This window comes from Stutzerimonas urumqiensis (assembly GCF_003640395.1).
In the GTDB taxonomy this organism is placed as follows: Bacteria; Pseudomonadota; Gammaproteobacteria; order Pseudomonadales; family Pseudomonadaceae; genus Stutzerimonas; species Stutzerimonas urumqiensis.
Genome location: NZ_RBZQ01000004.1, coordinates 406,635 through 432,030, shown reverse-complemented (window position 1 = coordinate 432,030; position 25,396 = coordinate 406,635). Strand labels below are relative to the sequence as shown.

Sequence of the window (25,396 nt, the reverse complement as noted above, 5' to 3'; positions counted from 1 at the left end):
GTCTGGCGAGCTCGAACGTGCGGCTTGGAATGGCCTTCAACTAGCTATCGCTTACCCATTGCGCCTACGACACAACGCGCTTGCCCTGTCGCCTGACTGCTCCGGCTAGCCACTGACCTTTTGTGTTTAGTGCGACTTGAAGGTGTTAGAAAAAGTTTCAGCTGTGAACTACCGCTGGGCAGGAATCTGACCGTTAGGTTAGGCGCGACGAGCGGGCGCAAGGCGCGGACGCTCTGGCTTGAGTACTTGCGGTCGCGGCGGCCTCATGGCGTTTTGCCTCCCACCAAGCCGGGCGCGTGGCGACGGCGCGGCGATTCCGACGAACGGAAGGCTTGCATCACGTCGCCTGCGCGCGGTCATATCCTCTGGCCGCCTGTTTCGGGTGGCGTCGTTGCCTTTCGGGAGTCGTGTTCGTGCAACTGGATTTCAGCACCCTGTCACCCCTGGAGGCCTACCGCTGGTTGGCCTCCACCGTCACCCCGCGCCCGATCGCCTGGGTGTCGACCGTCACGCCCGAGGGCACCAGCAACCTGGCGCCGTTCAGCTTCTTCCAGGTGATCAGCGACGATCCGCCGACGCTGATGATCAACATCGGTCAGCGCAACGGACACAAGAAGGACAGCCTGCTCAATGCCGAGGCCACCGGCGAGCTGGTAATCCACCTGGTCAGCGCCGCGCAGGCGGAAGCGATGAACGCAACGGCCGTCGCGCTCGACCGCGGGCTCAGCGAATTCGAACACTGTGGCATCCTTGGCGAGCCCTCGGCTCGTGTCCGTCCGCCCCGCGTGGCCGGCGCGGCGGTCGCGTTCGAATGCCGGGTTGCGCATATCCAGGCCTACCCGCCGCAGCGACCCAACTGCCACCTGATCTTCGCCGAGGTGCTGCTGGCGCATATCGACGACCGCGTGCTGGACGCGAGCGGTCGCATCGATCCGGCGCGGCTGGACCTGATCGGTCGGCTCGGCGGGCAGCGCTACACCTATACCCGCGAGCGCTTCGAGATGATCCGTCCCTGAGCGAGCGGCGTCACAACCTTCGAAGCGTCCGGCCGATGGCGATGGCCGAGCCGGCGGGCGCTGTTTAGGATCGAGCCTCGCAAAGGAGTCCTGCATGCTGTCCGAACTCGAAGCCTGTCTTACCCGCATCAACGCTGTGCTGCTCGGCAAGGAGGCTCAGGTTCGACTGGCCGTCACCTGCCTGCTCGCCCGCGGCCACTTGCTGCTCGAAGACTTGCCCGGCATGGGCAAGACGACCCTCAGCCATACGCTCGCGCGGGTGATGGGGCTGGCCTTCCAGCGCATCCAGTTCACCTCGGACCTGCTGCCCGGCGATATCCTCGGCACCTCGGTGTTCGACCGGGACAGCGGACGCTTCGTGTTCCATCCGGGGCCGATCTTCGCCGAACTGGTGCTGGCCGATGAAATCAACCGCGCCACGCCCAAGAGCCAGAGCGCGCTGCTCGAGGCGATGGAAGAGGGGCAGGTGACGATCGAGGGCGCGACCCGGCCCTTGCCGGACCCGTTCTTCGTCATCGCGACGCAGAACCCGGCCAACCAGGGCGGCACCTTCGCCTTGCCCGAATCGCAGCTGGATCGGTTCCTCATGCGCCTGTCGCTGGGGTATCCGGCGCGCGAGGCGGAGAAGGCCTTGCTCATGGGCGGCACGCGCCGCGATGCGTTGGCTCATATCGAGCCGCTGCTCGATCACACTCGGTTGCATGAAATCCAGGCCGAGGTGGCTCGCGTGAGGGTGAGCGACGCGCTGGCCGATTACGTGCTGCGGCTCGTCGAAGCGACCCGCACCCAGCCCCAGTTCGCCTGGGGGCTCTCGCCCCGTGGCAGCCTGGCGCTGCTGGCGGCGGCCCGCGCCTGGGCGTTTCTGGACGGCCGCGACTACGTCATCCCCGAAGACGTTCAGGCGGTGCTGCCGGCTGTCGTCGGGCATCGCCTGCGCGAGCGCGCCGACCCCACCGGTCTTGGCGGCGGCACGCTGGTGCAGTGGCTGCTGCGGGAAGTGCCGCCACTGTGAGCGGGCATGCAGCGCCAGCGTGGAGCAGGGCATGAGCCGTTTTTCGCGCCATCGCGACCGCTGGCTGGACAAGCGCATCCCGCGGGCCAAATCCGTAGTGCTGAGCCAGCGGAGCATTTTCATCCTGCCGACGCGCATGGGCGTCGCGTTCCTCATCGTGCTCGGGCTGATCCTGCTGGCGGCGATCAACTACCAGAACAGCCTGGCGTACGCGATGTGCTTCCTGCTGGGTTCGGTCTACGCCGTCGCCATCCTGCATACCTGGCGAAACCTCGCCGGGCTGCGCCTGCAATCGGGTCGCACGCACCCGATTTTCGCGGGTGAGCAGGCCCATCCCTGGGTGCGTCTGGAAAGCCGCTCGCGTGCTCACCAGGCGGTAGCGCTCGGCTGGCAGCGCGCGGCCATGACGCTTGACGACGTGCCGGCGCGCGGCGCCTGCGAGATCGAGCTGGCGCTGCAGAGCGAACGCCGTGGTTGGCTGCGGCCGGAACGGCTGCGCGTGGAGAGCCGCTTTCCGCTGGGCCTGTTCGTCGCATGGAGCTGGGTCGACCTGGACATCGCGGTGCTGGTCTATCCGCGACCGCTCGAGGGCGAGGCGCCCACCGTCCAGGGCGGCGAGGGCGACGAAGAGGGCGCGCGGGTCGTCGGGGTCGGCGCCGACGACTACCGCGGGCTGGTCGCCTGGCAGCGTGGCGACTCTCTGCAGCGCCTGCACTGGAAGGCCTACTCCCGCGGCCGCGGCCTGCTGGTGAAGGATTTCGCCGCGCTGGCGGGCAGCGACCTGCTGCTGAGCTTCGATGCGCTTGGCGGCGACCCGGAGGCCCGGCTGTCGCTGCTTTGCCATCTGGTTCTGGCTGCGAGCGACGCCCAGCAGCGGTTCACGCTGCAACTGCCCGGTCGCACGCTGGGGCCGGGCGAAGGGGCCGAGCACCAGGAGCGATGCCTGCAAGCCCTGGCGCTGCATGGCGCGCCAGCGGAGAGGGCCGCGGCATGAGTCTCTTGACGATTCCGCGCGAGACGCTCGTCTGGCTGATGGTCGCCCAGGTGCTGGTCATCCTTCCGCATCTGGCGCACCTGCCGCTCTGGATCGTTGCGCTCTGGCTGGGCTGCGGATTGTGGCGGGTACGCATCTATCGCATGCAGGCGTCCTATCCGCCGGGCTGGCTCAAGGGCCTGGCGATGCTGGTGGTCGGTGCCGGCGTCTATCTCTCCCACGATGGCCTGGTCGGGCTGGATGCGGGCGTCACGCTGTTGATCGCCGCCTTCATCCTCAAGCTGGTGGAAATGCGCAGCCGCCGAGATGCCGTGGTGGTGATCTTCCTTGGATTCTTCGCGGTCGCGACCAGCTATCTGTTCGAGGACGGATTGCTCGCCGGCCTGTTCAGCCTGCTGCCGATCCTGGCGCTACTGGCGGCGATGATCGGCTTGCAGCAGAGCCGCCTGTTCGGCCGCCCCTGGCCGGCGGTGCGGCTGGCAGGTGGGTTGCTGCTGCAAGCGGTGCCCCTGATGCTGGTTCTGTTCGTGTTCTTCCCGCGTGTCGGTCCGCTGTGGTCGCTTCCTCAAGCGCAGACGCGCGGTACAACCGGGCTGGCCGAAGAGATGGCACCCGGGGACATCGCCGAGTTGAGCCAGTCGGGTGAACTGGCCTTTCGTGCCAGTTTCAGCGGCGAGCTTCCCCCGCGCGCGGCGCTCTACTGGCGTGCCCTGACCTTCGAGCAATTCGACGGCCGGCGCTGGGCGCGCGGTCCGTCTTCTCATGTCATGCGTGCTCCCGCCTGGACGCCCCAGGGCGCGCCGCTCGATTACAGTGTGGTGATGCAGCCCAGCGGACAGCCCTGGCTGTTCGCCCTCGATGTGCCGGAGCTTCCCGGGGGCGAGGCGCAGCTGATGGGGGACTTCCATCTCCAGCGCAGCCGACCGGTCGAGGCGGCGCTGATGTATCGGGTGCGCAGTTGGCCGGCGGCGGTGCGCCAGCCGCGCCTGCCGCAATCGGTCGCCCGTGCCGGGCTGCAATTGCCGGCCCAGGGCAACCCGCGCAGCCGTGCCTGGGCGGCGGAACTGAAGGCGACGCACCCCACGCCGCAAGCGGTGGTCGAGGCGCTGCTGCGCCATTTCAACCAGGCGCCTTACGTCTACACGCTCAAGCCGCCGCCCGTGGGCGAGGACATCGTCGATGGCTTCCTGTTCGATACGCGGCGCGGTTTCTGCATCCATTACGCCGGCGCGATGACCTTCGTGCTGCGCGCGGCGGGCATCCCGTCCCGTGTCGTGGTGGGCTATCAGGGCGGCGAACTGAACGAGGCCGGCAACTACGTCTCGGTGCGCCAGCTCGATGCGCATGCGTGGGTGGAGTACTGGCTGGCGGGGCGCGGCTGGGTCCGCGTCGATCCGACGTTCCAGGTGGCCCCTGAGCGCATCGAGCAGGGACTGGTGGAGGCCGTGCCGGAGGAGCGGGCACTGTTCGACGATTCGGCCATTGCCCTGCTCCGGTACCGCGATATCGGCTGGCTGAACGATCTGCGGCTCAAGTGGGAAGGCATCAACTACGGCTGGCAGCGCTGGGTGTTGGGCTATCAGGGGGACGAGCAGCTCGCGCTGATTCAGCGCTGGTTCGGTTCGGTGGACTACCGCGCGCTGGGCGCGGGCGTGGTGGGTGCGCTGGCGATCGGCATGGCGGTGCTGGCGCTGGTGCTGTTCAAGCCTTGGCGCAACGTGCGGGACCGGCAGCGCGAGGGGTATGCGCGTTTCGAGCAGGCGCTTGCGCGGCATGGCGTGCGTCGCCAGCCGGGCGAAGGGCCGCGGGCCTTCGGCGAGCGCGCCGCCCAGCGCTTGCCCGAGCGGGCCGAGGCCATTCTTGCCTTCGTTCGCCAGTACGAGGCGCAGCGCTATGCCGGGCAGACGGCCGACTCCGTCGCGCTTGACCGGGCCTTGCGGCGGGTGTGTCGCCAGTTGCGCTGGCGGGCGGCACGCTCGCGCGGCGAATGACGCGGCATTTGCATGCAGCGAGCGGTCGCCGCCCCTGGCTTGGCCCGCTACTATCGGACTTTTCGCTCAAGAGAGTCTTGCCATGCAGCTATCCGAGATGATCCGGGCCGTTCGCGGCGGATCGGAGCCGATCAGTATTTCCAGCACCTGGGGACAGGGCCGGGCAGCCTTCGGCGGACTGGCTGCCGCGCTCGTCTACGAGGCGATGCGCACACGTGTGCCGGAAGGCCGCCCGGTGCGATCGCTGGCGATCACCTTCGTCGGGCCTATGGCGGTGGACATGCCGGTTACCTTCGACGTCGAGGTGCTACGCGAGGGCAAGGCGGTGAGCCAGGTGCTCGGTCGCGCCGTGCAGAACGGCCAGGTCGTGACGCTGGTGCAGGGCAGCTTCGGTGCGCCGCGCGAGTCGGCCATCGAGGTGGCCGCCGAGCCGGCACCGCCGATGCCGCCGGTCGAAGCCTGCCAGGAGCTGCCTTACGTACAGGGAATCGCGCCGGAGTTCACGCGCTATCTGGCCATGCGCTGGGGCGTCGGCGGCCTGCCGTTCAGTGGCAATCGTTCGCGGGAGATGGGTGGCTGGGTGCGGTTGCGCGGCGAGGTAGTGCGCGAGCCGGTGACCGAGGCGCACCTGCTTGCGCTGGTCGACGCCTGGCCGCCGGCGGTGCTGCCCCACCTGAATCGTTTCGCCCCCGGCAGTTCGCTGACCTGGACCATCGAGTTCGTCCAGCCGATGCCGGCCGTGGACACCCATGACTGGTGCCAGTATCGCGCAGTGATCGAGCATGCCCGCGACGGTTACGGCCATTGCGCCGCCGCGATGTGGTCACCGAAGGGCGAGCTGATCGCGATCAGTCGCCAGACGGTGACGGTGTTCGGCTGACGCTCAGAGCTTGAGCTGGCCGATGGCCCGGTTGAGTTCGCCGGCCAGCCCCGCGAGCTCGCTGCTGGTCTCGGCAGAGTCCACAGTCTGACGCACGGTCTGCTCGGTCACGTCGCGGATGCCGGTCACCGAGCGGGTCAGTTCCTCGGCCACCTGGCTCTGTTGCTCGGCGGCGACCGCGATCTGGGTGTTGCTCTCGCGCATCTGCGCCACGGCCGAGGTGATGGCTTCCAGCGCCAGCCCGGCCTCATGGGCGTCCTGCACGCAGGCGTCGGCGTTGATCGAACTTTCCTGCATGAACTCGACCGCATCGCGCGAGGTGGACTGCAACGCGGAAATCATCCGGGTGATTTCGTCGGTCGACTCCTGGACGCGCTTGGCCAGGTTGCGTACTTCATCGGCGACCACGGCGAAGCCTCGCCCCATCTCGCCCGCCCGCGCGGCCTCGATCGCGGCATTGAGCGCCAGCATGTTGGTCTGCTCGGCGATGCCGTGAATCACGCTGACCACGCCGTTGATCTGCTGGCTGTCGGTGGCCAGCTGCTGGATCATCTCGGCGGTCTGCTGCACGCCACGCGACAGGCTGGAAATGGATCGCTCGACCTTGGTCACGGCCTGTTGGCCTTCCCCGGCCAGGCGGTCGGCCGCCTGAGACTGGTCGCGCGTCTGGCCGGCGTATTCGGCGATGTGATGCACCGTGGCGGACATCTCGTTGATCGCGGTGGCCGCCTGGTCAGTCTCGCTCTGCTGACCGAGCATGCCCTGGCGAACGTCCTTCATGCTGCCGGCCAGCTGGCGGGCGCCGGCATCGAGCCGCACGGCAGCCTGCGCGACTGTGCCGACCACCCGTTGGTAGCCCTGCTGCATCGCGTTGAAGGCGGTCGCCATCTGGCCGACTTCATCCCGCGATTCGAGCGGCACGCGCGCCGCCAGGTCGCCTGTGCGTTCGACGTGCAGCATGACGTCCTTGAGGGTGTTGAGATGGCTCAGCAGGAAGCGAATGAGCAACTGAGAGGCGGCCAGCAAGACGAGCATCAGCACCGCCACGCCGGCGGCATAGCTGAGGAAATGCTGCCAGAACACCTGGAGCAGGCTCGGCGCCCTGGCCAGCACGGCATGCCACTGATCGCCGGACTGGACGAGCTGCGCGCCGATGACCGGCGAATCGCCGAAAAGACTGTCGTGAGGCACCGAGACCCAGCCTTCCAGGGCCGGCACCGCGTGGCCGTTTATGGAAGGGGGCTGCCCAGCCTGGAAGCTGACGAGATCGTCGCTCATCGGGAGCGCGGTTCCGGTGGGCCAGGCACTCAGCAGGGCCGCGTGGGCCTGTGCAGCCACCTGTGCCTGTTCGGCTCGTGCGCGTGCTTCCAGATGCATGGCGAACAGCACCAGGAGCAAGGTGGTTGCGAAGGCGACCAGGTTGACGGCCCAGAACTTGTACTTGAGGGAAAGATCGCGAATCCAGGCGGCCATAGGGCTCTCGTTATCCTTTTCCGAACGGCAGCATTCTGCCGAGAAGGCGCAGTAAGGGTTTGATGCGTATCAAACCGCGTCCTGTTAGCGGCCTATGGCCGGGGTTCTTGAGTGGCGTCGGTTACCGCCCCGTCTTCCTGCGGTGCGGGCAAGCCGAAGAATGCGCGCGCGCACGCCGTGGTGTGCTCGGCAAGCGCCTGCTCGCTCTCGCCGCGATGGCGCGCGACCTCTGCCAGAACGGCCGTCAGGAAGGCCGGTTCGTTGTGGCCGCTGCGTGGCTTGGGGCGCAGCGTGCGGGGGAGCAGGTACGGTGCGTCGGTTTCCATCATCAGGCGCCCGCGCGGAATCTCGCGAACCAACGGGTGCAGGTGCGTGCCGCGGCGTTCGTCGCAAATCCACCCGGTGATGCCGATGTGCAGGTCGAGATCGAGATAGCGGAACAGCGCGGCCTTGTCGCCGGTAAAGCAATGCACGACGGCCGCGCTGAGGCTGTCGCGGCAACTGCGCAGGATTTGCCCCAGTCGCTCGCTGGCATCGCGTTCATGCAGGAACACCGGGCGCCCGGTCTGGATCGCCAGTTCCAGCTGCGCTTCCAGCGCCTGCTCCTGCTGGGGTCGCGGCGAGAAGTCGCGATTGAAGTCCAGCCCGCATTCGCCGACGGCGCGCACCCGCGGCATGCGCAGCAGAGCCAGCAGCCGGGTGGCGGTATCGGAGGACCAGTGGCGTGCATCGTGCGGATGGACGCCTGCGGTGCTGAACAGCAGGGTGGCGCTGGGGTCGAGCCGCTCGGCGAGCGCCAGCGCGGCTTCGCTGTCAGCCGGATCGGTGCCGGTGAGCACCAGCTGGCTCACGCCGGCGCGACGGGCGTCCGCGACGACTCGTTCGGGGTTCGAGGCGAAGCTGGCGTGGGTCAGGTTGACGCCGATGTCGACGAGTTGCATTGAGGGTGTCCGTCTGCGGTTCGATGCGCGGAGCCTACGAGAAGTGTGCAGCCGTCGCCACTGCGCTCGCCTCATGCTGGCAGCCTGCCTGGGCGCTCTCGATAATGCGCGCTTTCAGGGAGGACGCCTTAGATGCAATACATCGGTTTGGCCGTGGTGGTCGCATTGTTCGCGGCGCTGGTGGCGTTCGTCGCGCTGCGGCTCCTGCTTGGCAGCGCCTGGCTGCTGGGCTTCGTACGGGGCACGCTGGGTCTGACGATACTCGCCTTCGCAGGCGCGATCGCGCTGGCAGCCTATGAGTTCTCGAACTTTCGACCCGTGCCGGACCAGGCGCCACTGGCAGTGGTGACGTTCCAGGCGCAGGGGCCGGATGTGTACGAGGCGGCCGTGCAGGTCGGCGACGATCGCCAGACGGTGCTGATCGAGGGCCAGCGCTGGCAGTTGCATGTTCGAATGCTGGCCTGGAAGCACATCGCCGATCTCATCGGACTGGATGCCGGGTATCGGCCCGATGCGCTGGTAGGTCGCTACATGACCGTGGAACAGCAACGCCTGTCGCGGCTGGAGCATGCCGATCTGGCCGAGCATCCGTTCGGGCTGGACGTCTGGGCGGCGCTTGGTCTCTCTGAACGTAGTCTGCTGGTACTCGATCCACGGGAGCTTCGTCACAGCTACATGCCGCTTGCCGACGGCGCGAGCTTCGCCATCGAGCTGATGTCGACCGGCCTGGTCGTCGAACCCCTCAACGACCAGGCGACCCGCGCCCTGGCTGATTGGTGAAGAAAATGAAAGAAGGAGCCTTTTGCAGGCTGTGTGAAAACGTAGCGAGCGAAGGTTAGGCAAGGCAAAAACAGGCGAGGAAGCGGAGTTTACGAGCGGTAAATGAGCATTCCGAGCCTGTTTTTAACGCGGCATAACCGAGCGCAGTAGTTTTCACACGGCCTGTTTTCGGCTCCTTCTTTTATTTCGGTCGCTCACCTCAGGAGAGGAAGCCGCCGTCCACATTGAGCGATACGCCCGTGGTGTAGCTGGACGCGTCGCTGGCAAGGTAGAGCACCGCGCCGGCCATTTCGCTCGGGGCGGCCACGCGCTTGAGCGGAATGTGCTGCAGGGCGGCCTCGCGAATCGCATCGTTCTTGACCAGCGCCGAGGCGAACTTGGTGTCGGTCAGGCCCGGCAGCAGGGCATTGCAGCGAATCCCGAACGCCGCGCATTCCTTGGCGAACACCTTGGTCATGTTGATGACCGCGCCCTTGGTGATCGAGTAGATGCCCTGGAACGCCCCGGGCGAGACGCCGTTGATCGACGCGACGTTGATGATGCTGCCGCCGCCGTGCTCGCGCATCAGCTTGCCGGCTTCGATCGACATGTAGAAATACCCGCGGATGTTGACGTCGACCGTCTTCTGGAAGGCGGACAGATCGGTATCCAGCACATGCGCGAACTGCGGGTTGGTGGCGGCGTTGTTCACCAGGATGTCGAGGCGACCGAATTGCTCGCGTATCGCGGCGAACACGCCCTGGATCTGCTCCATCTCGCCGATATGGCAGGCGATGGCCGTGGCCTTGCCACCTTCGGCCGTGATGGCGTCGGCAACTGCCTGGCAGCCGTCGATCTTCCGGCTGGAGACGATGACATGGGCGCCCTGCTGGGCGAGCAGCTTGGCGATGGCCTCGCCGATACCGCGGCTGGCACCTGAAACGAAGGCGATCTTGCCGTCGAGGTCGAACAGAGTGGTCTTGGACATAAAGGACCTGCTTGCTTGTCTGGTCACCCTGGGGCGACGTGGTGGAAAGATGCGTCAGAGATCGGACTGACCGATGACCTGCGATGCCTTGGCTTCGAGCAGCTTGTTCATGTGGATGAACGGCGCGAATCGCTTGTCCTTGGTTTGCCCGTGGTAGTAGCGGTAGTAGATCTGCTGGACGATGCCCGCCAGGCGGAACAGGCCATAGGTGTAATAGAAGTCGATGCTGGGAATCTCGATTCCGGCGCGGCTGGCGTAGTAATCGACGAACCCCTGGCGCGTGTGCATGCCCGGCATGTGGCTGGGCTGGCGGCGGATCATCTGCATGGGCTGCGGGTCGTCGGCTTCGATCCAGTAGGCGAGGGTGTTGCCCAGGTCCATCAGTGGATCACCGAGGGTCGTCATCTCCCAGTCGAGCACGCCGATGATCTCCATCGGGTTGTCGGGGTTGAGGATGACGTTGTCGAAGCGGTAGTCGTTGTGCACGATGCCGGGCTTGTGATGATCGGCCGGCATTTTGTCCTGCAGCCAGCGCTTGACCGTCTCCCAGGCCGGCGCATCGGGCGTCATTGCGCGTTCGTAGCGGTCGGTCCAGCCTTCGATCTGGCGCCGTACATAACCCTCCGGCTTGCCGAGGTCGCCCAATCCGCAGGCTTCGTAGTCGACGTTGTGCAGGTCGACGAACTTGTCGATGAAGCTCTCGCACAAGGCTCGGGTGCGTTGGGCGTCGAACTGGAGTTCAGCCGGGAAATCCGCCCGCAGGATGATCCCGCGTACCCGCTCCATCACATAGAACTCGGCGCCGATGATCGACTCGTCGGTGCAGTAGACGTAGGCCTTGGGGCAGTAGGGGAACCCGGCGTTCAGCTGGTTGAGAATCCGGTACTCCCGCCCCATGTCGTGGGCCGACTTGGCCTTGTGACCGAACGGCGGCCGCCTCAGCACGAATTCGCGGTCCGGGTATTCCAGCAGATAGGTCAGGTTCGACGCGCCGCCCGGGAACTGCGTGATGCGCAATGCGCCCGCAAGGCCGGGGATGTTCGCCTTGAGGTAGCTGTCGATTACTTCGACTGGCAGCTCTTCGCCCTCGCGTACGCGCGTGGTCTGGTCTTCTAGCGCCATGGTTATCCCTTGTACTTATGATCGGGGGGCGGGTTGATTCGCTAATCTAATGCCGGCGCGGGCGGCGACCAAGCCGGGCGGCGCGTTATAGGCGCGCGTGTTGCCGGTTGATCAAGGCGTCTGATGCCGGCCGCGATCGCGGTCAAAAAAAAACCGAAGCGATGCGCTTCGGTTTTTTTATGGCTCGGCTGGATCAGCCCGGGAACAGTTCGCTGAGCTTGAGCGCCAGCATCATGTCGCCTTCGGCGCGCAGCTTGCCGCCCATGAAGGCCTGCATGCCGTCGGTCTCGCCGGTGGTAATGCCCTTGAGCGTGGCGCTGTCCATGATCAGGGTGACGTTGGCCGCGTCCGAGTTGCCTTGCTGGATGTCGCAAGTACCGTCCTTGACGACCAGGTAGTAGTTGTCGCCATCGGTGATGTCGAACTGGTAGATCAGGTCCAGGCCTGCGGCTGCGGACGGATTGAACTTGGACTGCATGCTTTTGATGGTTTCGCCGACATTGCTCATGAGCGTTTCCTTGAGGGTGGGGAATGCACGGCCTGCGCCGCGTGGGCTGGGCTCATCGATAGGTGATGAGTCCGGGGTTCTTGGTCTGCGCCAGGTGCGCATGGCTGTTGAATGACGCCAGGGCAACGTCTCGATCGCGGAACTTCAACTGGCTGACCGAGGTGTTGATGATCTGCCAGTTGAGCTCGAATGCCTTGATCGGGGCGATGCCGATGACAAGCTGAAGCAGGGCGGTGATGGTGCCGCCTGAGGTAAAGACTGCGATCCGGTCCTTTCGCTCCGCCCGTTCTAGCAGGCGCTCGAGGCCGCCCTGTACACGTGCGACGAACGAGGCCCAGCTCTCCAGGCCGTCCTTGTCGTGCTCACCGGAAATCCAGCGGTGAATCACGTAGGTGAACAGTCGCTGGAACTCCGCCCGATGCTGGGCGGCATTGCGAAAGACGTCCAGCGCATGCGGTTCGCTGGCAAGCAGGTCGGGGAGATGGGCGCGGATGACTTCGTCGGCCTTGAACTCGTCGAACGCGTCGTCGACCTCGGTGGGCATAGGTCTGGCGCGCATGGCGCCAAGGACGCCGCGGGCGGTGTCCTGCTGGCGAGCGAGGCTGCCGCTGACGCAGCGATCGAAGTAAATGCCGAGCGTGTCCAGGTAGTTTCCAAGCACCTCGGACTGCTGGAAACCGATGGGCGACAGCACATCGTAGTTGTCGGCTCCAAATGACGCCTGACCGTGCCTGATCAGGTAAATGCTGCCCATATTCCGCTTCCGGTCGCGTTTTTTCGGCGAGGTTAGGTTGAACGTCCAGAGGTGTCAACGCGAAATCATACGTTCGTTTGAATTGCCTCGGCTGGCCCGGTTCGATGGCCGTCGGTATGCTTGCCCGACCGTCGACCCGCAAGACCGACGGCCATCTACGCGGGAGGTATCGTGGAATTTTTTGCCGATTACGCAGGTTTTCTAGCCAAGACGGTCACCTTGGTCGTGGCGATCGTCGTTGTGCTGTTGACGTTCGCGGTGTTGCGCAAGGGTCGGGCGCGTGCGTCGGAGGGTCATCTGGAAGTCCACAAGCTCAACGATTTCTACAAGGCCATGCGTCAGCGGCTGGAGGCAAGCCTGCTGTCCAAGGACAGCCTCAAGGCATTGCGCAAGCGCGAGGCCAAGGAGGCGAAGGCGGCCCGGCGCTCGGAAGAAGCATTGCCGCGGGTCTTCGTGCTGGATTTCGACGGCGACCTCAAGGCCTCGGCTGTCGAGAATCTGCGACACGAGATCACGGCGCTGCTGATGCTCGCCACGCCGCAGGACGAAGTCGTGGTGCGGCTCGAGAGCGGTGGCGGGATGGTTCACGGGTACGGGCTGGCCTCATCGCAGCTGGCCAGAATTCGGCAGGCGGGCGTGCCGCTGACCGTGTGCGTCGACAAGGTCGCCGCCAGCGGGGGCTACATGATGGCTTGTGTCGGCGACAAGATTCTCAGCGCGCCGTTCGCCATCCTCGGCTCGATCGGGGTCGTCGCTCAGTTGCCGAACGTTCATCGACTGCTCAAGAAGCACGACGTCGACATCGAAATGCTGACGGCCGGGGAATACAAGCGCACCCTGACCGTTCTGGGCGAGAACACCGAAAAGGGTCGGCAGAAATTTCAGGAAGAGCTGGAAACGACCCATGAGCTGTTCAAGAACTTCGTTGCCCGTTATCGCCCGCAGCTGGCGGTCGACGAGGTCGCCACCGGCGAGGTGTGGCTCGGCGTGGCGGCACTTGGCAAGCAGCTCGTCGACCAGCTGAGTACCAGCGACGAGTACCTTGCCGAGCGGGCCAAGTCGGCCGAACTGTTCCACCTTCGCTTCGCACACAAGAAGACGCTGCCCGAACGCCTGGGAATGGCCGCCAGCACGGCGGTGGAGCACCTGGCGGCCAAGGGCTGGAGCGGTCTGAATGCCCAACGCTTCTGGCAATGACGAGGAGATCCGCATGACCTTCACGGCGCTTCAGGTAACCGAGCCCTCCCAGGGAAAATTCCAGATGGATCTCGTGCAGCGGACGCTCGACGAGCTGCGGGCCGGGGAGGTCCTGATCCGGGTGCGATATTCGTCGCTGAACTTCAAGGATGCTCTGTCCGCCAGCGGCAACCGGGGTGTCACCCGAAGCTATCCGCATACCCCTGGCATCGATGCGGCGGGCGTCGTCGAGCAGTCGAGCGTGGCGGAATTCAGCGCCGGGGATGAGGTCATCGTCACCGGCTATGACCTGGGCATGAACACGGCGGGTGGCTTCGGGCAGTACATCCGCGTTCCGGCAGCGTGGGTCATCAAGCGGCCGCGCGAGTTGTCACTGCGTGAATCCATGATCTTGGGAACCGCCGGCCTGACCGCCGCCTTGTGCGTCGACAAGCTGGAGCAGGCCGGGCTGACGCCGGACGCCGGACCTGTCCTGGTGACGGGCGCGACCGGTGGCGTCGGCAGCATCGCTGTGGCACTGCTCGCCCGGCTCGGCTATGCGGTGACGGCGGTCACCGGCAAGGCAGATAGGGCCGGTTTCCTGCGTTCGCTCGGCGCTACCGAGGTCATCGATCGACAAGCGCTGCAGGCCGGCGGCGAGCGTCCTCTGCTCAAGGAGCAGTGGGCGGGTGCGGTGGATACGGTAGGTGGGGACATTCTCTTCAACGCCGTCAAAGGCTTGAAGCGGGGCGGTAGCCTGGCGTGCTGCGGCCTGACCGCTGGCACGGAATTCCAGGGCAACGTGCTGCCTTTCATTCTGCGGGGCGTCAATCTGCTGGGGGTCGACTCGGTGGAGATCCCGTTGGTGGTCAAGGCCTCGATGTGGGACAAGCTCTCGGTGCAGTGGAAGATCGACCTGAGTGCGCTGGTACGTGAGGTCTCGCTTGGCGAGCTCGCTGGCGAGATTGAGCGAATACTGCAAGGGCAGCAGGTCGGGCGCGTGCTGGTCGACCTTGGCTGAGGCGAGCAGGGCACAGGTGCGATGACCAGGCCCGGCCTGACCAACGCAAAAAAAATCCGCCGTTCAGGCGGATTTTTTCATCATGCCGGTTGAGCGCGGCGTCGAAACAGCGGCAGAGGCTGATCCACTGCAGCCTGATAGGTGACGCTGAAATCGCGGAGGCTTTGCAAGGCGTCCTCGGGGTCGCGGTCGGGTCGGATGGCAAAAGCATCGAAACCGCAGCGGTGCATCAGGAACACCTGATCGCGCAGCACATCGCCGATCGCCCGAATCTCGCCCTTGTAGCCATAACGCTCGCGCAGCAAGCGGGCGGAGGAGAAATGCCTGCCGTCGGTGAACACCGGAAAGTTCAGTGCAATCACCTGGAAGTGCTGCAAGTCATCCGCGATGTCTTCGATCTGCTCATCGCTTTCCAGCCAGACGCCAAGGCCACCGTCACGAACGGTGAGGGCGCGGCCATGCTCCAGCCACATCGAGAGCGGCACGATCACGTCGTCGCTGTTGGAGACCGACTCGAATGGCGTGTCCTGGGGCAGCAAGTGCCAGGACTCGTCGACCACCACGCCGTTCTTAATGATTCGCTGCATAGACGCGCTCCTTGAACGGGGCAATGCCGACTCGGCGGAAGGTATCGAGGAAAGGTTCATCTTCTTCGCGATGCTCCACAAAAACGTCGATGATCTTGCCGATCACGTCCGGCATGGCGTCCTGGGCGAACGACGGGCCGAGTATCTGTCCCAGCGTCGCGTCGCGCCCGCTGCTACCGCCAAGCGAGACCTGGTAGAACTCTTCGCCCTTCTTGTCCACGCCGAGGATGCCGATGTGGCCGACATGGTGATGGCCGCATGCGTTCATGCAGCCCGAGATGTTGAGGTCGATCTCGCCGAGGTCGAAGAGGTAGTCCAGGTCATCGAAACGGCGTTGAATCGCCTCGGCGATGGGGATGGATTTCGCGTTGGCCAGCGAGCAGAAGTCACCGCCCGGGCAGCAGATGATGTCGGTCAGCAGGCCGATATTCGGCGTGGCGAAGCCAAGTTCACGCAGCTCACCCCAGAGTTCGAACAGATCCGCCTGGCGCACATCGGCTAGAACGATGTTCTGGTTATGGGTGGTGCGCACTTCGCCGAACGAATAGCGATCGGCCAGATCGGCCAGCGCGTCGAGCTGCTTGTCGGTGATGTCGCCCGGCGCGGTGCCGGTGGGCTTCAGCGATAGCGTGACCGCCGCATAACCCGGCTGCTTGTGCTCGAAGACATTGCGCATGCGCCACCGGCCAAAACCCGGATGCTCGGCCGACAGCGAGGCCAGCAGGGCGGCCTCATCGGCGAGCGTCTCGTAAGCTGGCGCGGTGAAGTACTGGGAGACCCGGTCGACCTCTTGCTGCGTGAGGGTGAGCGGGCCGTCCTTCAGGTGCTGCCATTCCTGGTCGACCTTCTGGGCGAACACTTCGGGTGTCAGGGCCTTCACCAGGATCTTGATGCGCGCCTTGAACTTGTTGTCGCGACGACCGTAGCGGTTGTAGATCCGCAGAATCGCTTCGAGGTAGCTCAACAGGTGCTGCCACGGCATGAACTCGTTGATGAAGCTGCCGACGATCGGCGTCCGGCCCAGCCCACCGCCGACCAGGACGCGGAAGCCCAGTTCGCCGGCGTCGTTCTTCACGGCTTCGAGGCCGATATCGTGGACTTCGATCGCCGCACGATCCCGGACCGCGCCATTGACGGCGATCTTGAACTTGCGCGGCAGGCGGACGAACTCGGGATGGAACGTGGACCACTGGCGGATGATCTCGCACCAGGGGCGCGGGTCGATCAGCTCGTCCTTGGCGACGCCGGCGAACTGATCCGTCGTGGTGTTGCGAATGCAGTTGCCGCTGGTCTGGATCGAGTGCATCTGCACCGTGGCAAGCTCGGCGAGGATGTCGGGGACATCTTCCAGCTCGGGCCAGTTGAGCTGGATGTTCTGCCGCGTACTGATGTGGGCGTAGCCCTTGTCATAGTCGCGGGTGATCTGGGCGAGTTTGCGCAACTGCTCGGAGCGCAGGTTCCCGTAGGGGACCGCCAGGCGCAGCATGGGCGCGTAGCGTTGAATATAAAGGCCATTCTGGAGACGAAGCGGCAACAGCTCCGCGTCGGTGAGTTCGCCCGCCAGATAGCGACGAATTTGATCCCGGAATTGCTTGACTCGTTCTTCGACGATTTGTTGGTCGTACTGGTCGTATACGTACATGAAAAATCCCGTTGTCAGGCTGCCGGCCGAATCGAAGGAACGGTAAGCACGCGCACGGCCGCGCACTTTGCAGCGCGGGGCAAGATACCAGTGCGTCTTTATATGGAAAAGTGATGTTTATCTATATGACGCTAACAATAAGTGATAAGCGATAGAGGACGCCCGCTTGCCGAAGACCCCGCGGCCGACTTAACTCATTGGCAGTCGCTTGGTCCGCTCACCTTGCAAGGGGTCGCTATGAATCAGCAGAACCGGGACAGTCGCGTCGATGCGCTCGCCATCTTCTTTCTTATAGTGATCGTGGTGTCGACGGCGGTGTTCTGGGTCAGTCACCAGTGACTCAGATGCCGGCCAGGTGAGTGACCAGAAGCACGATTGCGAAGAGGCAAAGGCCGAACAGCATCGTGAAGAGGATGCCCATCATGATGAACTGGCTCGGCTTGCCACGGCTGAAGTCCCGGGTGCGGTTCTTGCTGCTTTGTACGCCGAGCGCGGCGGCCAGGACGCTGCCCAGTAGCTCGCGAAAGGAAAGCGGGCGCTGATCTTGGTCGTCCATTGCGATCCCCTTGGTATGGCCGTTCAGCTCAAGACTAGCGATCGTATCGCTGTCTCGCGAGGCAAAGGGCGGCAAAAAAGAAAGGCGCGCTCTTGCAAGCGCGCCTTTCTCATGTCGGACGGTCTTACATGTTGGGGTAGTTCGGCCCGCCGGTGCCTTCCGGTGCGACCCAGGTGATGTTCTGCGCGGGGTCCTTGATGTCGCAGGTCTTGCAGTGCACGCAGTTCTGGGCGTTGATCTGGAAGCGCTTGCTGCCATCGTCCTGGTTCACCACCTCGTATACGCCAGCCGGGCAGTAACGCTGGGCGGGTTCGTCGTACAGCGGCAGGTTCTGGTCGATCGGAATGCTCGGGTCCTTGAGCTTGAGGTGGACCGGCTGGTCTTCTTCGTGGTTGGTGTTGGAGAGGAACACCGAGCTGAGCTTGTCGAAGCTGAGCACGCCATCCGGCTTGGGATAGTCGATTTTCTTCGCGTCCGCCGCCTTTTTGAGGCAGGCGTAATCGGGCTTTCTGTCATGCAGCGTGAAGGGCAGCTTGCCGCCGAAGATGTTCTGGTCGATGAAGTTGAACGCGCCGCCTTTCACCGCGCCCCACTTGTGGATCGCCGCGCCGAAGTTGCGGCTGGCGTACATCTCTTCGTACACCCAACTCTTCTTGAAGGCTTCCTCGTAGGCGGTCAGCTCGTCGCCACCTTCGCGGCCAGCGAACAGCGCGTCGGCAACCGCCTCGGCAGCGATCATGCCGGACTTCATCGCGGTGTGGCTGCCCTTGATCTTGGCGAAGTTCAGGGTCCCGGCATCGCAGCCGATCAGCGCGCCGCCGTTGAAGATCATCTTCGGCAGGCAGTTCAGGCCGCCCTTGGCGATGGCGCGGGCGCCGTAGGACACGCGCTTGCCGCCTTCTAGGTACTGCTTGATGACCGGGTGGTGCTTGTAGCGCTGGAATTCATCGAAGGGCGACAGGTACGGGTTGCTATAGGATAGGTCGACGATCAGACCGACCACGACCTGGTTGTTCTCCAGGTGATAAAGGAAGGAGCCGCCAGAGTTCTCGTCATCCAGCGGCCAGCCAGCGGTGTGCACCACCAGACCCTGCTCGTGCTTGGACGGATCGATGTCCCACAATTCCTTGATGCCGATGCCGTAGTGCTGAGGGTCGACGTTGGCGTTCAGGTTGTAGCGGCTGATCAGCTGCTTGCCGATGTGGCCACGGCAACCTTCGGCGAAGAGGGTGTACTTGGCGCGCAGTTCCATGCCCGGGGTGTACATGCCTTCCTTGGGCTCGCCTTCGCGATTGACGCCGAGGTCACCGGTGATGATGCCGCGAACCACGCCTTGCTCGTCGATCAGGGCTTCCTGCGCGGCGAACCCCGGGTAGATCTCGACGCCCAGGTTTTCGGCCTGCTGCGCCAGCCAGCGGCACAGGTTGCCAAGGGAAATGATGTAGTTGCCTTCGTTGTGCATGGTCTTGGGAACCAGTGCATTCGGCAGCTTGCTCGCACGCTCGGCGCTCTTGAGCAGATAAATGTCGTCACGCTTGACCGCCGTGTTCAGCGGCGCTTCGAGTTCTTTCCAGTTGGGAAACAGCTCGTTGAGTGCGCGCGGTTCGAATACCGCACCCGACAGGATATGGGCGCCGACTTCGGAACCCTTCTCGACGACACAGACGCTGATCTCCTTGCCCTCGTCAGCGGCCCGTTGCTTCAGCCGGCACGCGGCGGAAAGGCCTGCCGGACCCGCTCCGACGATCACCACGTCGAATTCCATGTATTCGCGTTCCATAGGCTAACTCCTACTCAAGGCTTTGATGATTTATAAGATGGAGGGCTTGGATCCGTCCGTGATCGAGCCGAGCCGGCGCATTATATATGGCCGCTCCAGTCGGTCCAATACAAACGTTTGTTTGAATTTTTGCAAGGCCTGTTAGAATCCGATTCCGCGGCTTATGAGGGGGTATATGCGTTGTTGACCCTCCGCGCGTCAGCGGTCCAAGATACAGGCGGTTCTGCGCTCGCCGAAGACTCGCCCATCCGATGGGTCGCTGAGCATGGCCCGGTTCGCCACGGCGAAATCAAATTCACCGGAGAGTAACGAGGAATCCATGAAGGTTCTTGTAGCTGTCAAACGAGTGGTCGACTACAACGTCAAGGTTCGCGTCAAGGCGGACAATTCCGGCGTCGACCTCGCCAACGTCAAGATGTCGATGAACCCTTTCTGCGAAATCGCTGTGGAAGAAGCCGTACGCCTCAAGGAAAAGGGCGTCGCCAGCGAAATCGTGGTCGTTTCCATCGGCCCGACTGCCGCTCAGGAACAGCTGCGCACCGCGCTGGCGCTGGGTGCCGATCGCGCCATCCTGGTTGAATCGAACGAAGAGTTGAATTCCCTGGCCGTTGCCAAGCTGCTCAAGGCGGTGGTCGACAAGGAACAGCCGCAGCTGATCATCCTCGGCAAGCAGGCGATCGACAGCGACAACAACCAGACTGGCCAGATGCTTGGCGCGCTGACCGGCTACCCGCAGGGCACCTTCGCTTCCAAAGTGGAAGTGGCCGGAGACAAGCTCAACGTCACCCGCGAGATCGATGGCGGCCTGCAGACCGTGGCATTGAACCTGCCGGCGATCGTCACCACCGACCTGCGCCTGAACGAGCCGCGCTACGCCTCGCTGCCGAACATCATGAAGGCCAAGAAGAAGCCCCTCGAAACGGCCACCCCCGATGCGCTGGGCGTGTCCACCACGTCGACCGTCAAGACCCTGAAGGTCGAGGCCCCGGCCGCACGCAGCGCCGGCGTCAAGGTCAAGTCCGTGGCTGAACTGGTCGAGAAACTGAAGAACGAGGCGAAGGTTATCTGATGGCTACCCTGGTTATCGCTGAACACAACAATGCCGTTCTCGGAGCGGCGACCCTGAACACCGTTGCGGCGGCCAAGGCGATTGGCGGCGACATCCACGTGCTGGTAGCCGGCGCGGGTTGTGCTGCGGTTGGCGAAGCAGCGGCGCAGATCGAAGGCGTCTCCAAGGTACTGGTTGCCGATGACGCCGCTTACGCCAATCAGCTTCCAGAAAATGTTGCCCCGCTGATTGCCGACCAGGCGAAGAATTACAGCCACGTGCTGGCCTCGGCCACCACCAACGGCAAGAACTTCATGCCGCGCGTAGCAGCGCTGCTCGACGTCGACCAGATTTCGGAAATCGTCTCGGTCGAAAGCGCCGATACCTTCAAGCGCCCCATCTACGCGGGTAATGCGATCGCCACCGTGCAGTCCAGCGCGCCGATCAAGGTGATCACCGTACGTTCGACCGGCTTCGATGCGGTGAATGCTACCGGCGGCAGCGCGACGGTCGAACCTGTTTCCGGCGCGGGCAATGCGGGCAAGTCGGCTTTCGTCAGTGAAGAGCTGGCCAAGTCGGACCGTCCCGAGCTCACTGCCGCCAAGATCGTCGTTTCCGGCGGCCGCGGCATGCAGAACGGCGACAACTTCAAGTACCTGTACTCGCTTGCGGACAAGCTCGGCGCTGCTGTCGGTGCGTCGCGCGCGGCAGTGGACGCCGGTTTCGTACCGAACGACATGCAGGTCGGCCAGACCGGCAAGATCGTCGCTCCGCAGTTGTACATCGCAGTCGGTATTTCCGGCGCGATCCAGCACCTGGCCGGCATGAAGGACTCGAAAGTCATCGTGGCGATCAACAAGGACGAAGAGGCGCCGATCTTCCAGGTTGCCGACTACGGCCTGGTAGGCGATCTGTTCGAGATCGTGCCGGAGCTCGAGCGCTTGGTCTGATAAGCCCGCGTTGATGAAAAACCCGCTCTGGCAGCGGGTTTTTTTATGACTCAGGGCGATGGGCGTCAGTGTTAACATCGCTGCGTGTTCAAACGACCGACAAAGAGGTAAGCAATGCATCTGGCCAGGCGGCTACGGTCGATCCTCGTCATTGGCTTGCTGAGCGTTCCGGCATTGACCGTCGCGGCAGGCAAATGCGAGCGCATCATCGCTACCGGTGCCGACGACAATCCACCTTTCCTCTGGCGTGATCCAGACCAGCCTGAACGGCTCATCGGCGCCAATGTCGACATCCTCAAGATGGCCACCGATGCCATCGGTCTGCAGCTCGAAATGCTCCCTACAGGCGACGCCAAGGCTGCGCTGGCGGAAGTGAGCAGCGGTCGCGTGGATGTGCTCGCCGACGCCGTGCTCGTGGCCGAGAATCTCGATGTACTCGACTACGTCCATCCGCCCGTAGCGGTGCTCGATTCGCTGGTGTGGGTGCCCCCTGAGGCGCTGTTTCCGTATGGCAATCGTGACGACCTGCGCCAGCTCGACGGTGCGATCGTGAAGGGGACGTACCTCGGTGAGCAGTTCGCCGCCTACGCCGAGTCGAGCCTTCATTTGCAGCCGCTCGATACGACCGAAGCGGCGCTGCGTCAGTTGCAAGACGGTGACGTCGAGTATCTGCTTCATGAGCCGCATTCGCTCACGGCCAGGGCCAAGCCGCTTGGGCTGCTCGAAGGGCTCGTTGCGCTTCGACCGCCGGTTCTCAGCCGGACGATGCACCTGGCGATCGCCCACGATTCCGCCTGCAACGGGCCTTGGCTCCGTGGCGAACTGGCCAGGCTCATGACCGAATACCGTGCTGCCGGCATCCCGCAGCGCATGATCGAACAGAACATCGACCGCTGGGCTGCACAGCATGCGACGCAGCCCGCCGACACCGCGCAGGTTTCCCAGTGAATCATCGCAACGCTTTATTCCTCCTCACGGCATGCACCCTGTTGGTGGCGTGCGCCACTGACCCGGTTCCCGATGAGCAACTGCGCCTGACGCGCCAGGCCATCGAGCAGGCCGAAGCGGTGGGCGGCACGGACGAGGTTGCCGAGCTGGCGCTTGCGCGGAACAAGACGGCTCAGGCCGAGGCCGCGGTGCAGGACGGCGACAACAAGCGGGCTCGCCTGCTTGCCGAGCAGGCCGAGCTGGATGCACGCCTGGCCGAGGCCAAGGTCCTGACCCAGAAAAGCGACGAGCAGATCGCCGAGTTGACCCGCCGTATCGCGCGGCTGCGCCAGCAGCTCGGTGATCTCCAATGAAGAGCCTGTTCTGGATGTTGTTGCCCCTGTCTCTGGTCGGGTGTGCCAGCCAGGAGGCGAGCGAGGCCCTGGCCCGGGCAGAAGCGGCCTACCTGTCCGTGAAGGACGACTCCGATGTATTGCGTGCCGCGCCGAAGGATGTGGTTCGATCCGGCGAGTCGCTGGGCCGGGCGGAGCGTTTTGCGGGTTACTGGGGAAGCGCCGATGACGTCGCGCATTATGCCTACCTCAGCGAGCGGTACGCCCAGATCGCCCGCGAGCATACCGATCTGGTGGAAGGGCAGGCGCGGCAGACGCGCTTGACGATGGAACGCGATCGCCTGCGTCTTGCTTTGCAGGAGGCGCGCTTGCTCACGGCCGAACAGCAGGGACGCTGGCTGGAAGACCAGATGATGGCGTTGGCGGCGACCGAAACCGATCGTGGCCTGGTGATGACGCTCGGCGACGTGCTGTTCCAGGCCGGCAGCGCGCAGCTGAGTCCTTCGGCGAACCGAACGCTGTTGCGGTTGGTGCGTTTCCTGAATCTCAACCCCAAGCGCACGATCCGCATCGAAGGCTACAGCGACAACCGAGGCCAGGCGGCTCAGAACCTGGAGCTGTCTCGCTTGCGGGCGCAGGCGGTGGCCGACTTCCTGGCAGACCTGGGCATCGATCCGGCGCGCATGATCGTGCAGGGTTATGGCGAGCAGTACCCGCTGACCGAGAACGCCTCGGCACGTGGGCGCGCGCAAAATCGCAGGGTCGAAATCGTCTTCTCCGACGCACAGGGCACGTTGGCGCCGTCCCGCTGAGGGCGGCAACTGTCCTGTAACCTCTCGTCCCAACTGTTCTGGTTTTGTGTCAATCCCTCGGTTACTGTTCCGGTTCAGTTCCGAGGGAGCGGTGTCATGACCAATCTGTTGCTTTACCAGCGTATCGCCCAGCAATTGGCAGAAGACATTCGTCGCGGCGTCTATCGTCCGGGCGAGCGTGTGCCGTCGGTGCGCAAGATGAGCATGCAGCTGAGCGTCAGTCATGCCACGGTGCTGCAGGCCTACGCCAACCTCGAAGACCAGGGACTGATCCGTGCGCGGCCCCAGTCCGGGTTCTTCGTCCATCAGACGGCGGCGCTGACCGCACCGACGCCCGACATCGCCCGGGTCGAACGGCCCACGCTGGTCACGCGCAGCAGCATCATCGACCAGATCCTCAACCAGACGCGTCGAGAGGGCGTGTTGCCGCTGGGTGCGGCGGTTCCGCATGTCGACTATCTGCCCGTGCGTGCGCTGCACCAGCAGTTGGCCAAGGTGACGCGCTTTCACAGCGCCAGTGCCTTCAGCTACATGTTCAGCCCCGGATTCGAGCCGCTCCGTCGCCAGGTGGCGATCCGCATGCGCGACGCCGGCGTCGTGGTGGACCCATCCGAGATCATCATCACGCACGGCTGCGTCGATGCCTTGCAGATGTCGTTGCGTGTGCTGACGCGGCCAGGCGATCTGATCGCGGCAGAGTCGCCGACCTACTACGGCCTGCTGCAACTGGCCGATCTGCTCGGGCTCAAGGTGATCGAGATACCCAGCGACCCGACGACCGGCATCAGCCTGGAAGCCCTGCAGCTTGCGGCGAGCCAGTGGCCGATCAAGGCCCTGGTCCTGACGGCCAGGCTCAGCAACCCGCTGGGCGGCACGATTCCCGAACCGCGGCAGAAGCAACTGCTCGAGCTGAGTGGGCAGTTCGATATCCAGATCGTCGAGGACGATATCTACGGTGAGCTGCTGTTCGAGCAAGGCGCGGTGAAGGCGCTCAAGTCGCATGACCGTACCGGCCAGGTGATCTATTGCTCCAGTTTCTCGAAAACCCTGTCACCCGGCGTGCGGATCGGCTGGATCATCGCCGGTCGCCACCAGCAAGCCATCCAGCGATTGCAGACCTTCAGCACCCACTCGGCGTGCAGCCTGACGCAGATGGGTGTTGCCGCGTATCTGGAAAACGGTGGCTACGACCGGCACCTGCGCTCGATTCGCCAGGAGTACCGCAAGAACCTCACCGCCTCCCAGCTCGCCGTACAGCGCTATTTCCCCGAAGGCACCCAGCTGACGCGTCCCAACGGCGGGTTCATCCTTTGGGTGAGCCTGCCGGCACGGGTCAATACCAAGGACCTCCATGCGAAGGCGCTGGAGCGCGGGGTGAGCATCGCGCCCGGGCTGATCTTCAGCAACACCGAGCAGTTCAACCACTGCATCCGGCTGAACTGCGCGTTGCCGTGGGGGCGTGAGGCCGAGCGCGCATTGCGTGTGCTCGGCGAGCTGGCCACCGAGCTGTGTCTGACCGCACGACCGGACCTCTGACCGGTCGAACGACCATGCGGAAGGAGGCTCGATGATGAAGGCGGCGATAGCGACGCTGTTGATGCTGTGTGCGTTGGTCGGTTGTGACGAGCCGGCCGAGCGAGCGCCCGAGGTGCGGCGTCCTCCGGCCGAAGAACCGGTCGTACCGGAGCCGGTCGTTACGGCTCCGCCTACGGATGCAGCCGATCCCGTCGAGCCGGTCGAACCGGTCAAGCCAATCGACCCGCCGATTGCCGAGGTGCCCGAGCGTGTATCTCCCATCGGCGCACCTGCGGTGCCGAAAGAGGCCGAGCAGGCGGTTCGCCCGCCGGAGACTGCACCGGAGAAGATTGCGTCGAAACCGGTCGATGACGTTGAGGTCGAGGCGCCCGAGATCGATCTCAGCCTGCCGAAAGATTGGGCCGAGGAGCTCGAGCCCGTCGAGCCTGTCGCCGAGCCGGCCTTATTGCCTGAACTGTTCGATGGCGCCGAGGGCGATCGCATCGGCATGAGCGGTCGCCTGATTCCCGGCGAGGCCGACGATTCGCTGGTCGACGGCGCGGAGCTGCGGATCGAAATCCGGCGCTGAGC

Annotated in this window: 25 protein-coding genes; 15 read left to right on the top strand and 10 right to left on the bottom strand. The window is 64.3% G+C overall.

What is annotated here, in order from left to right; all coding sequences use genetic code 11:
* Window positions 1-413: 413 nt before the first annotated feature.
* The 5 genes from D7325_RS10435 (at window position 414) to D7325_RS10415 (ending at window position 5,893) form a co-directional block, all read left to right on the top strand.
* Window positions 414-1,016, top strand: a complete 603-nt coding sequence (locus tag D7325_RS10435) for a flavin reductase family protein (RefSeq protein ID WP_120995496.1) — start codon at window positions 414-416, stop codon at window positions 1,014-1,016.
* Window positions 1,017-1,110: 94 nt separating this feature from the next.
* On the top strand, window positions 1,111-2,028 hold the full coding sequence (locus D7325_RS10430) for an AAA family ATPase (RefSeq protein ID WP_120995495.1): 918 nt from the start codon (window positions 1,111-1,113) through the stop codon (window positions 2,026-2,028).
* A 31-nt stretch (window positions 2,029-2,059) separates the two neighbouring features.
* Entirely contained in the window at window positions 2,060-3,022 is a 963-nt protein-coding gene (locus tag D7325_RS10425) for a DUF58 domain-containing protein (protein ID WP_120995494.1), read from the top strand.
* Window positions 3,019-5,013, top strand: coding sequence for a transglutaminase TgpA family protein (locus tag D7325_RS10420; RefSeq protein WP_120995493.1), 1,995 nt, complete (start codon window positions 3,019-3,021; stop codon window positions 5,011-5,013). Before D7325_RS10425 ends, D7325_RS10420 begins: the two co-directional genes overlap by 4 nt.
* A gap of 82 nt (window positions 5,014-5,095) precedes the next feature.
* The gene (locus tag D7325_RS10415; protein WP_120995492.1) at window positions 5,096-5,893 is read left to right on the top strand and encodes an acyl-CoA thioesterase; all 798 of its coding nucleotides are present in this window, start codon (window positions 5,096-5,098) and stop codon (window positions 5,891-5,893) included.
* Window positions 5,894-5,896: 3 nt separating this feature from the next.
* On the opposite strand, the gene D7325_RS10410 is transcribed toward D7325_RS10415, so the two are convergent.
* Both D7325_RS10410 and D7325_RS10405 read right to left on the bottom strand, forming a co-directional pair.
* Window positions 5,897-7,366 carry a methyl-accepting chemotaxis protein gene (locus D7325_RS10410; RefSeq protein ID WP_120995491.1) on the bottom strand — a complete coding sequence of 490 codons (1,470 nt, stop codon included), beginning with the start codon at window positions 7,364-7,366 and terminating at the stop codon, window positions 5,897-5,899.
* Window positions 7,367-7,458: 92 nt separating this feature from the next.
* Window positions 7,459-8,307: a TatD family hydrolase gene (locus D7325_RS10405; RefSeq protein ID WP_120995490.1), complete on the bottom strand. Its 849-nt coding sequence runs from the start codon at window positions 8,305-8,307 to the stop codon at window positions 7,459-7,461.
* 132 nt (window positions 8,308-8,439) lie between these two features.
* On the opposite strand from D7325_RS10405, the gene D7325_RS10400 reads away from it, so the two are divergent.
* Window positions 8,440-9,087: a hypothetical protein gene (locus D7325_RS10400; RefSeq protein ID WP_120995489.1), complete on the top strand. Its 648-nt coding sequence runs from the start codon at window positions 8,440-8,442 to the stop codon at window positions 9,085-9,087.
* Window positions 9,088-9,286: 199 nt separating this feature from the next.
* Here D7325_RS10400 and D7325_RS10395 read toward each other — a convergent pair whose 3' ends face one another.
* The 4 genes from D7325_RS10395 to D7325_RS10380 form a co-directional block, all read right to left on the bottom strand.
* The gene (locus tag D7325_RS10395) at window positions 9,287-10,054 is read right to left on the bottom strand and encodes an SDR family oxidoreductase (protein ID WP_120995488.1); all 768 of its coding nucleotides are present in this window, start codon (window positions 10,052-10,054) and stop codon (window positions 9,287-9,289) included.
* A 54-nt stretch (window positions 10,055-10,108) separates the two neighbouring features.
* Window positions 10,109-11,176, bottom strand: coding sequence for a phosphotransferase family protein (locus D7325_RS10390; RefSeq protein WP_120995487.1), 1,068 nt, complete (start codon window positions 11,174-11,176; stop codon window positions 10,109-10,111).
* Between the two features lie 193 nt (window positions 11,177-11,369).
* Entirely contained in the window at window positions 11,370-11,684 is a 315-nt protein-coding gene (locus D7325_RS10385) for an SCP2 sterol-binding domain-containing protein (RefSeq protein WP_120995486.1), read from the bottom strand.
* 52 nt (window positions 11,685-11,736) lie between these two features.
* Window positions 11,737-12,438 (bottom strand): histidine phosphatase family protein, encoded by a 702-nt coding sequence (locus tag D7325_RS10380; protein ID WP_120995485.1) that lies wholly within the window; start codon window positions 12,436-12,438, stop codon window positions 11,737-11,739.
* A 171-nt stretch (window positions 12,439-12,609) separates the two neighbouring features.
* Between D7325_RS10380 and sohB the strand changes: the two genes are divergently transcribed.
* Together sohB and D7325_RS10370 are read left to right on the top strand one after the other, a co-directional pair.
* Window positions 12,610-13,635: a protease SohB gene (gene sohB, locus D7325_RS10375; protein ID WP_120995484.1), complete on the top strand. Its 1,026-nt coding sequence runs from the start codon at window positions 12,610-12,612 to the stop codon at window positions 13,633-13,635.
* Between the two features lie 13 nt (window positions 13,636-13,648).
* Window positions 13,649-14,635 (top strand): YhdH/YhfP family quinone oxidoreductase, encoded by a 987-nt coding sequence (locus D7325_RS10370; RefSeq protein WP_120995573.1) that lies wholly within the window; start codon window positions 13,649-13,651, stop codon window positions 14,633-14,635.
* Window positions 14,636-14,715: 80 nt separating this feature from the next.
* On the opposite strand, the gene D7325_RS10365 is transcribed toward D7325_RS10370, so the two are convergent.
* The 4 genes from D7325_RS10365 to D7325_RS10345 form a co-directional block, all read right to left on the bottom strand.
* Window positions 14,716-15,222, bottom strand: coding sequence for a DUF934 domain-containing protein (locus D7325_RS10365; protein ID WP_120995483.1), 507 nt, complete (start codon window positions 15,220-15,222; stop codon window positions 14,716-14,718).
* Complete coding sequence (locus tag D7325_RS10360) at window positions 15,206-16,864, bottom strand: nitrite/sulfite reductase (RefSeq protein WP_120995482.1); 1,659 nt, start codon at window positions 16,862-16,864, stop codon at window positions 15,206-15,208. Before D7325_RS10360 ends, D7325_RS10365 begins: the two co-directional genes overlap by 17 nt.
* 340 nt (window positions 16,865-17,204) lie before the next feature.
* Complete coding sequence (locus D7325_RS10350; RefSeq protein ID WP_120995480.1) at window positions 17,205-17,420, bottom strand: DUF2970 domain-containing protein; 216 nt, start codon at window positions 17,418-17,420, stop codon at window positions 17,205-17,207.
* 124 nt (window positions 17,421-17,544) lie between these two features.
* Window positions 17,545-19,200: an electron transfer flavoprotein-ubiquinone oxidoreductase gene (locus D7325_RS10345; RefSeq protein ID WP_120995479.1), complete on the bottom strand. Its 1,656-nt coding sequence runs from the start codon at window positions 19,198-19,200 to the stop codon at window positions 17,545-17,547.
* Window positions 19,201-19,519: 319 nt separating this feature from the next.
* Here D7325_RS10345 and D7325_RS10340 point away from each other — a divergent pair, with 319 nt between their 5' ends.
* The 7 genes from D7325_RS10340 to D7325_RS10310 all read left to right on the top strand — a co-directional run bounded on the left by D7325_RS10340 (window position 19,520) and on the right by D7325_RS10310 (window position 25,394).
* Window positions 19,520-20,269 (top strand): electron transfer flavoprotein subunit beta/FixA family protein, encoded by a 750-nt coding sequence (locus tag D7325_RS10340; protein WP_120995478.1) that lies wholly within the window; start codon window positions 19,520-19,522, stop codon window positions 20,267-20,269.
* Window positions 20,269-21,198 (top strand): electron transfer flavoprotein subunit alpha/FixB family protein, encoded by a 930-nt coding sequence (locus tag D7325_RS10335; protein WP_120995477.1) that lies wholly within the window; start codon window positions 20,269-20,271, stop codon window positions 21,196-21,198. The genes D7325_RS10340 and D7325_RS10335 overlap by 1 nt, the downstream gene beginning before the upstream one ends.
* A 114-nt stretch (window positions 21,199-21,312) precedes the next feature.
* Window positions 21,313-22,146 (top strand): substrate-binding periplasmic protein, encoded by an 834-nt coding sequence (locus D7325_RS10330; RefSeq protein ID WP_120995476.1) that lies wholly within the window; start codon window positions 21,313-21,315, stop codon window positions 22,144-22,146.
* Complete coding sequence (locus tag D7325_RS10325) at window positions 22,143-22,499, top strand: DUF4398 domain-containing protein (protein WP_120995475.1); 357 nt, start codon at window positions 22,143-22,145, stop codon at window positions 22,497-22,499. The genes D7325_RS10330 and D7325_RS10325 overlap by 4 nt, the downstream gene beginning before the upstream one ends.
* Complete coding sequence (locus D7325_RS10320; protein WP_120995474.1) at window positions 22,496-23,290, top strand: OmpA family protein; 795 nt, start codon at window positions 22,496-22,498, stop codon at window positions 23,288-23,290. Before D7325_RS10325 ends, D7325_RS10320 begins: the two co-directional genes overlap by 4 nt.
* A gap of 96 nt (window positions 23,291-23,386) precedes the next feature.
* Window positions 23,387-24,826, top strand: a complete 1,440-nt coding sequence (locus D7325_RS10315; RefSeq protein WP_120995473.1) for an aminotransferase-like domain-containing protein — start codon at window positions 23,387-23,389, stop codon at window positions 24,824-24,826.
* A 34-nt stretch (window positions 24,827-24,860) separates the two neighbouring features.
* Window positions 24,861-25,394, top strand: a complete 534-nt coding sequence (locus D7325_RS10310; protein ID WP_162988032.1) for a hypothetical protein — start codon at window positions 24,861-24,863, stop codon at window positions 25,392-25,394.
* Window positions 25,395-25,396: the final 2 nt, after the last annotated feature.

Coding starts and splice junctions, on each gene's coding strand:
- D7325_RS10430 (WP_120995495.1), top strand. CDS start 1,111: ATGCTGTCCGAACTCGAAGCCTGTCTTACCCGCATCAACGCTGTGCTG.
- D7325_RS10425 (WP_120995494.1), top strand. CDS start 2,060: ATGAGCCGTTTTTCGCGCCATCGCGACCGCTGGCTGGACAAGCGCATC.
- D7325_RS10420 (WP_120995493.1), top strand. CDS start 3,019: ATGAGTCTCTTGACGATTCCGCGCGAGACGCTCGTCTGGCTGATGGTC.
- D7325_RS10415 (WP_120995492.1), top strand. CDS start 5,096: ATGCAGCTATCCGAGATGATCCGGGCCGTTCGCGGCGGATCGGAGCCG.
- D7325_RS10410 (WP_120995491.1), bottom strand. CDS start 7,366: ATGGCCGCCTGGATTCGCGATCTTTCCCTCAAGTACAAGTTCTGGGCC.
- D7325_RS10405 (WP_120995490.1), bottom strand. CDS start 8,307: ATGCAACTCGTCGACATCGGCGTCAACCTGACCCACGCCAGCTTCGCC.
- D7325_RS10400 (WP_120995489.1), top strand. CDS start 8,440: ATGCAATACATCGGTTTGGCCGTGGTGGTCGCATTGTTCGCGGCGCTG.
- D7325_RS10395 (WP_120995488.1), bottom strand. CDS start 10,054: ATGTCCAAGACCACTCTGTTCGACCTCGACGGCAAGATCGCCTTCGTT.
- D7325_RS10390 (WP_120995487.1), bottom strand. CDS start 11,176: ATGGCGCTAGAAGACCAGACCACGCGCGTACGCGAGGGCGAAGAGCTG.
- D7325_RS10385 (WP_120995486.1), bottom strand. CDS start 11,684: ATGAGCAATGTCGGCGAAACCATCAAAAGCATGCAGTCCAAGTTCAAT.
- D7325_RS10380 (WP_120995485.1), bottom strand. CDS start 12,438: ATGGGCAGCATTTACCTGATCAGGCACGGTCAGGCGTCATTTGGAGCC.
- D7325_RS10370 (WP_120995573.1), top strand. CDS start 13,649: ATGACCTTCACGGCGCTTCAGGTAACCGAGCCCTCCCAGGGAAAATTC.
- D7325_RS10365 (WP_120995483.1), bottom strand. CDS start 15,222: ATGCAGCGAATCATTAAGAACGGCGTGGTGGTCGACGAGTCCTGGCAC.
- D7325_RS10360 (WP_120995482.1), bottom strand. CDS start 16,864: ATGTACGTATACGACCAGTACGACCAACAAATCGTCGAAGAACGAGTC.
- D7325_RS10350 (WP_120995480.1), bottom strand. CDS start 17,420: ATGGACGACCAAGATCAGCGCCCGCTTTCCTTTCGCGAGCTACTGGGC.
- D7325_RS10345 (WP_120995479.1), bottom strand. CDS start 19,200: ATGGAACGCGAATACATGGAATTCGACGTGGTGATCGTCGGAGCGGGT.
- D7325_RS10340 (WP_120995478.1), top strand. CDS start 19,520: ATGAAGGTTCTTGTAGCTGTCAAACGAGTGGTCGACTACAACGTCAAG.
- D7325_RS10335 (WP_120995477.1), top strand. CDS start 20,269: ATGGCTACCCTGGTTATCGCTGAACACAACAATGCCGTTCTCGGAGCG.
- D7325_RS10330 (WP_120995476.1), top strand. CDS start 21,313: ATGCATCTGGCCAGGCGGCTACGGTCGATCCTCGTCATTGGCTTGCTG.
- D7325_RS10320 (WP_120995474.1), top strand. CDS start 22,496: ATGAAGAGCCTGTTCTGGATGTTGTTGCCCCTGTCTCTGGTCGGGTGT.
- D7325_RS10315 (WP_120995473.1), top strand. CDS start 23,387: ATGACCAATCTGTTGCTTTACCAGCGTATCGCCCAGCAATTGGCAGAA.
- D7325_RS10310 (WP_162988032.1), top strand. CDS start 24,861: ATGAAGGCGGCGATAGCGACGCTGTTGATGCTGTGTGCGTTGGTCGGT.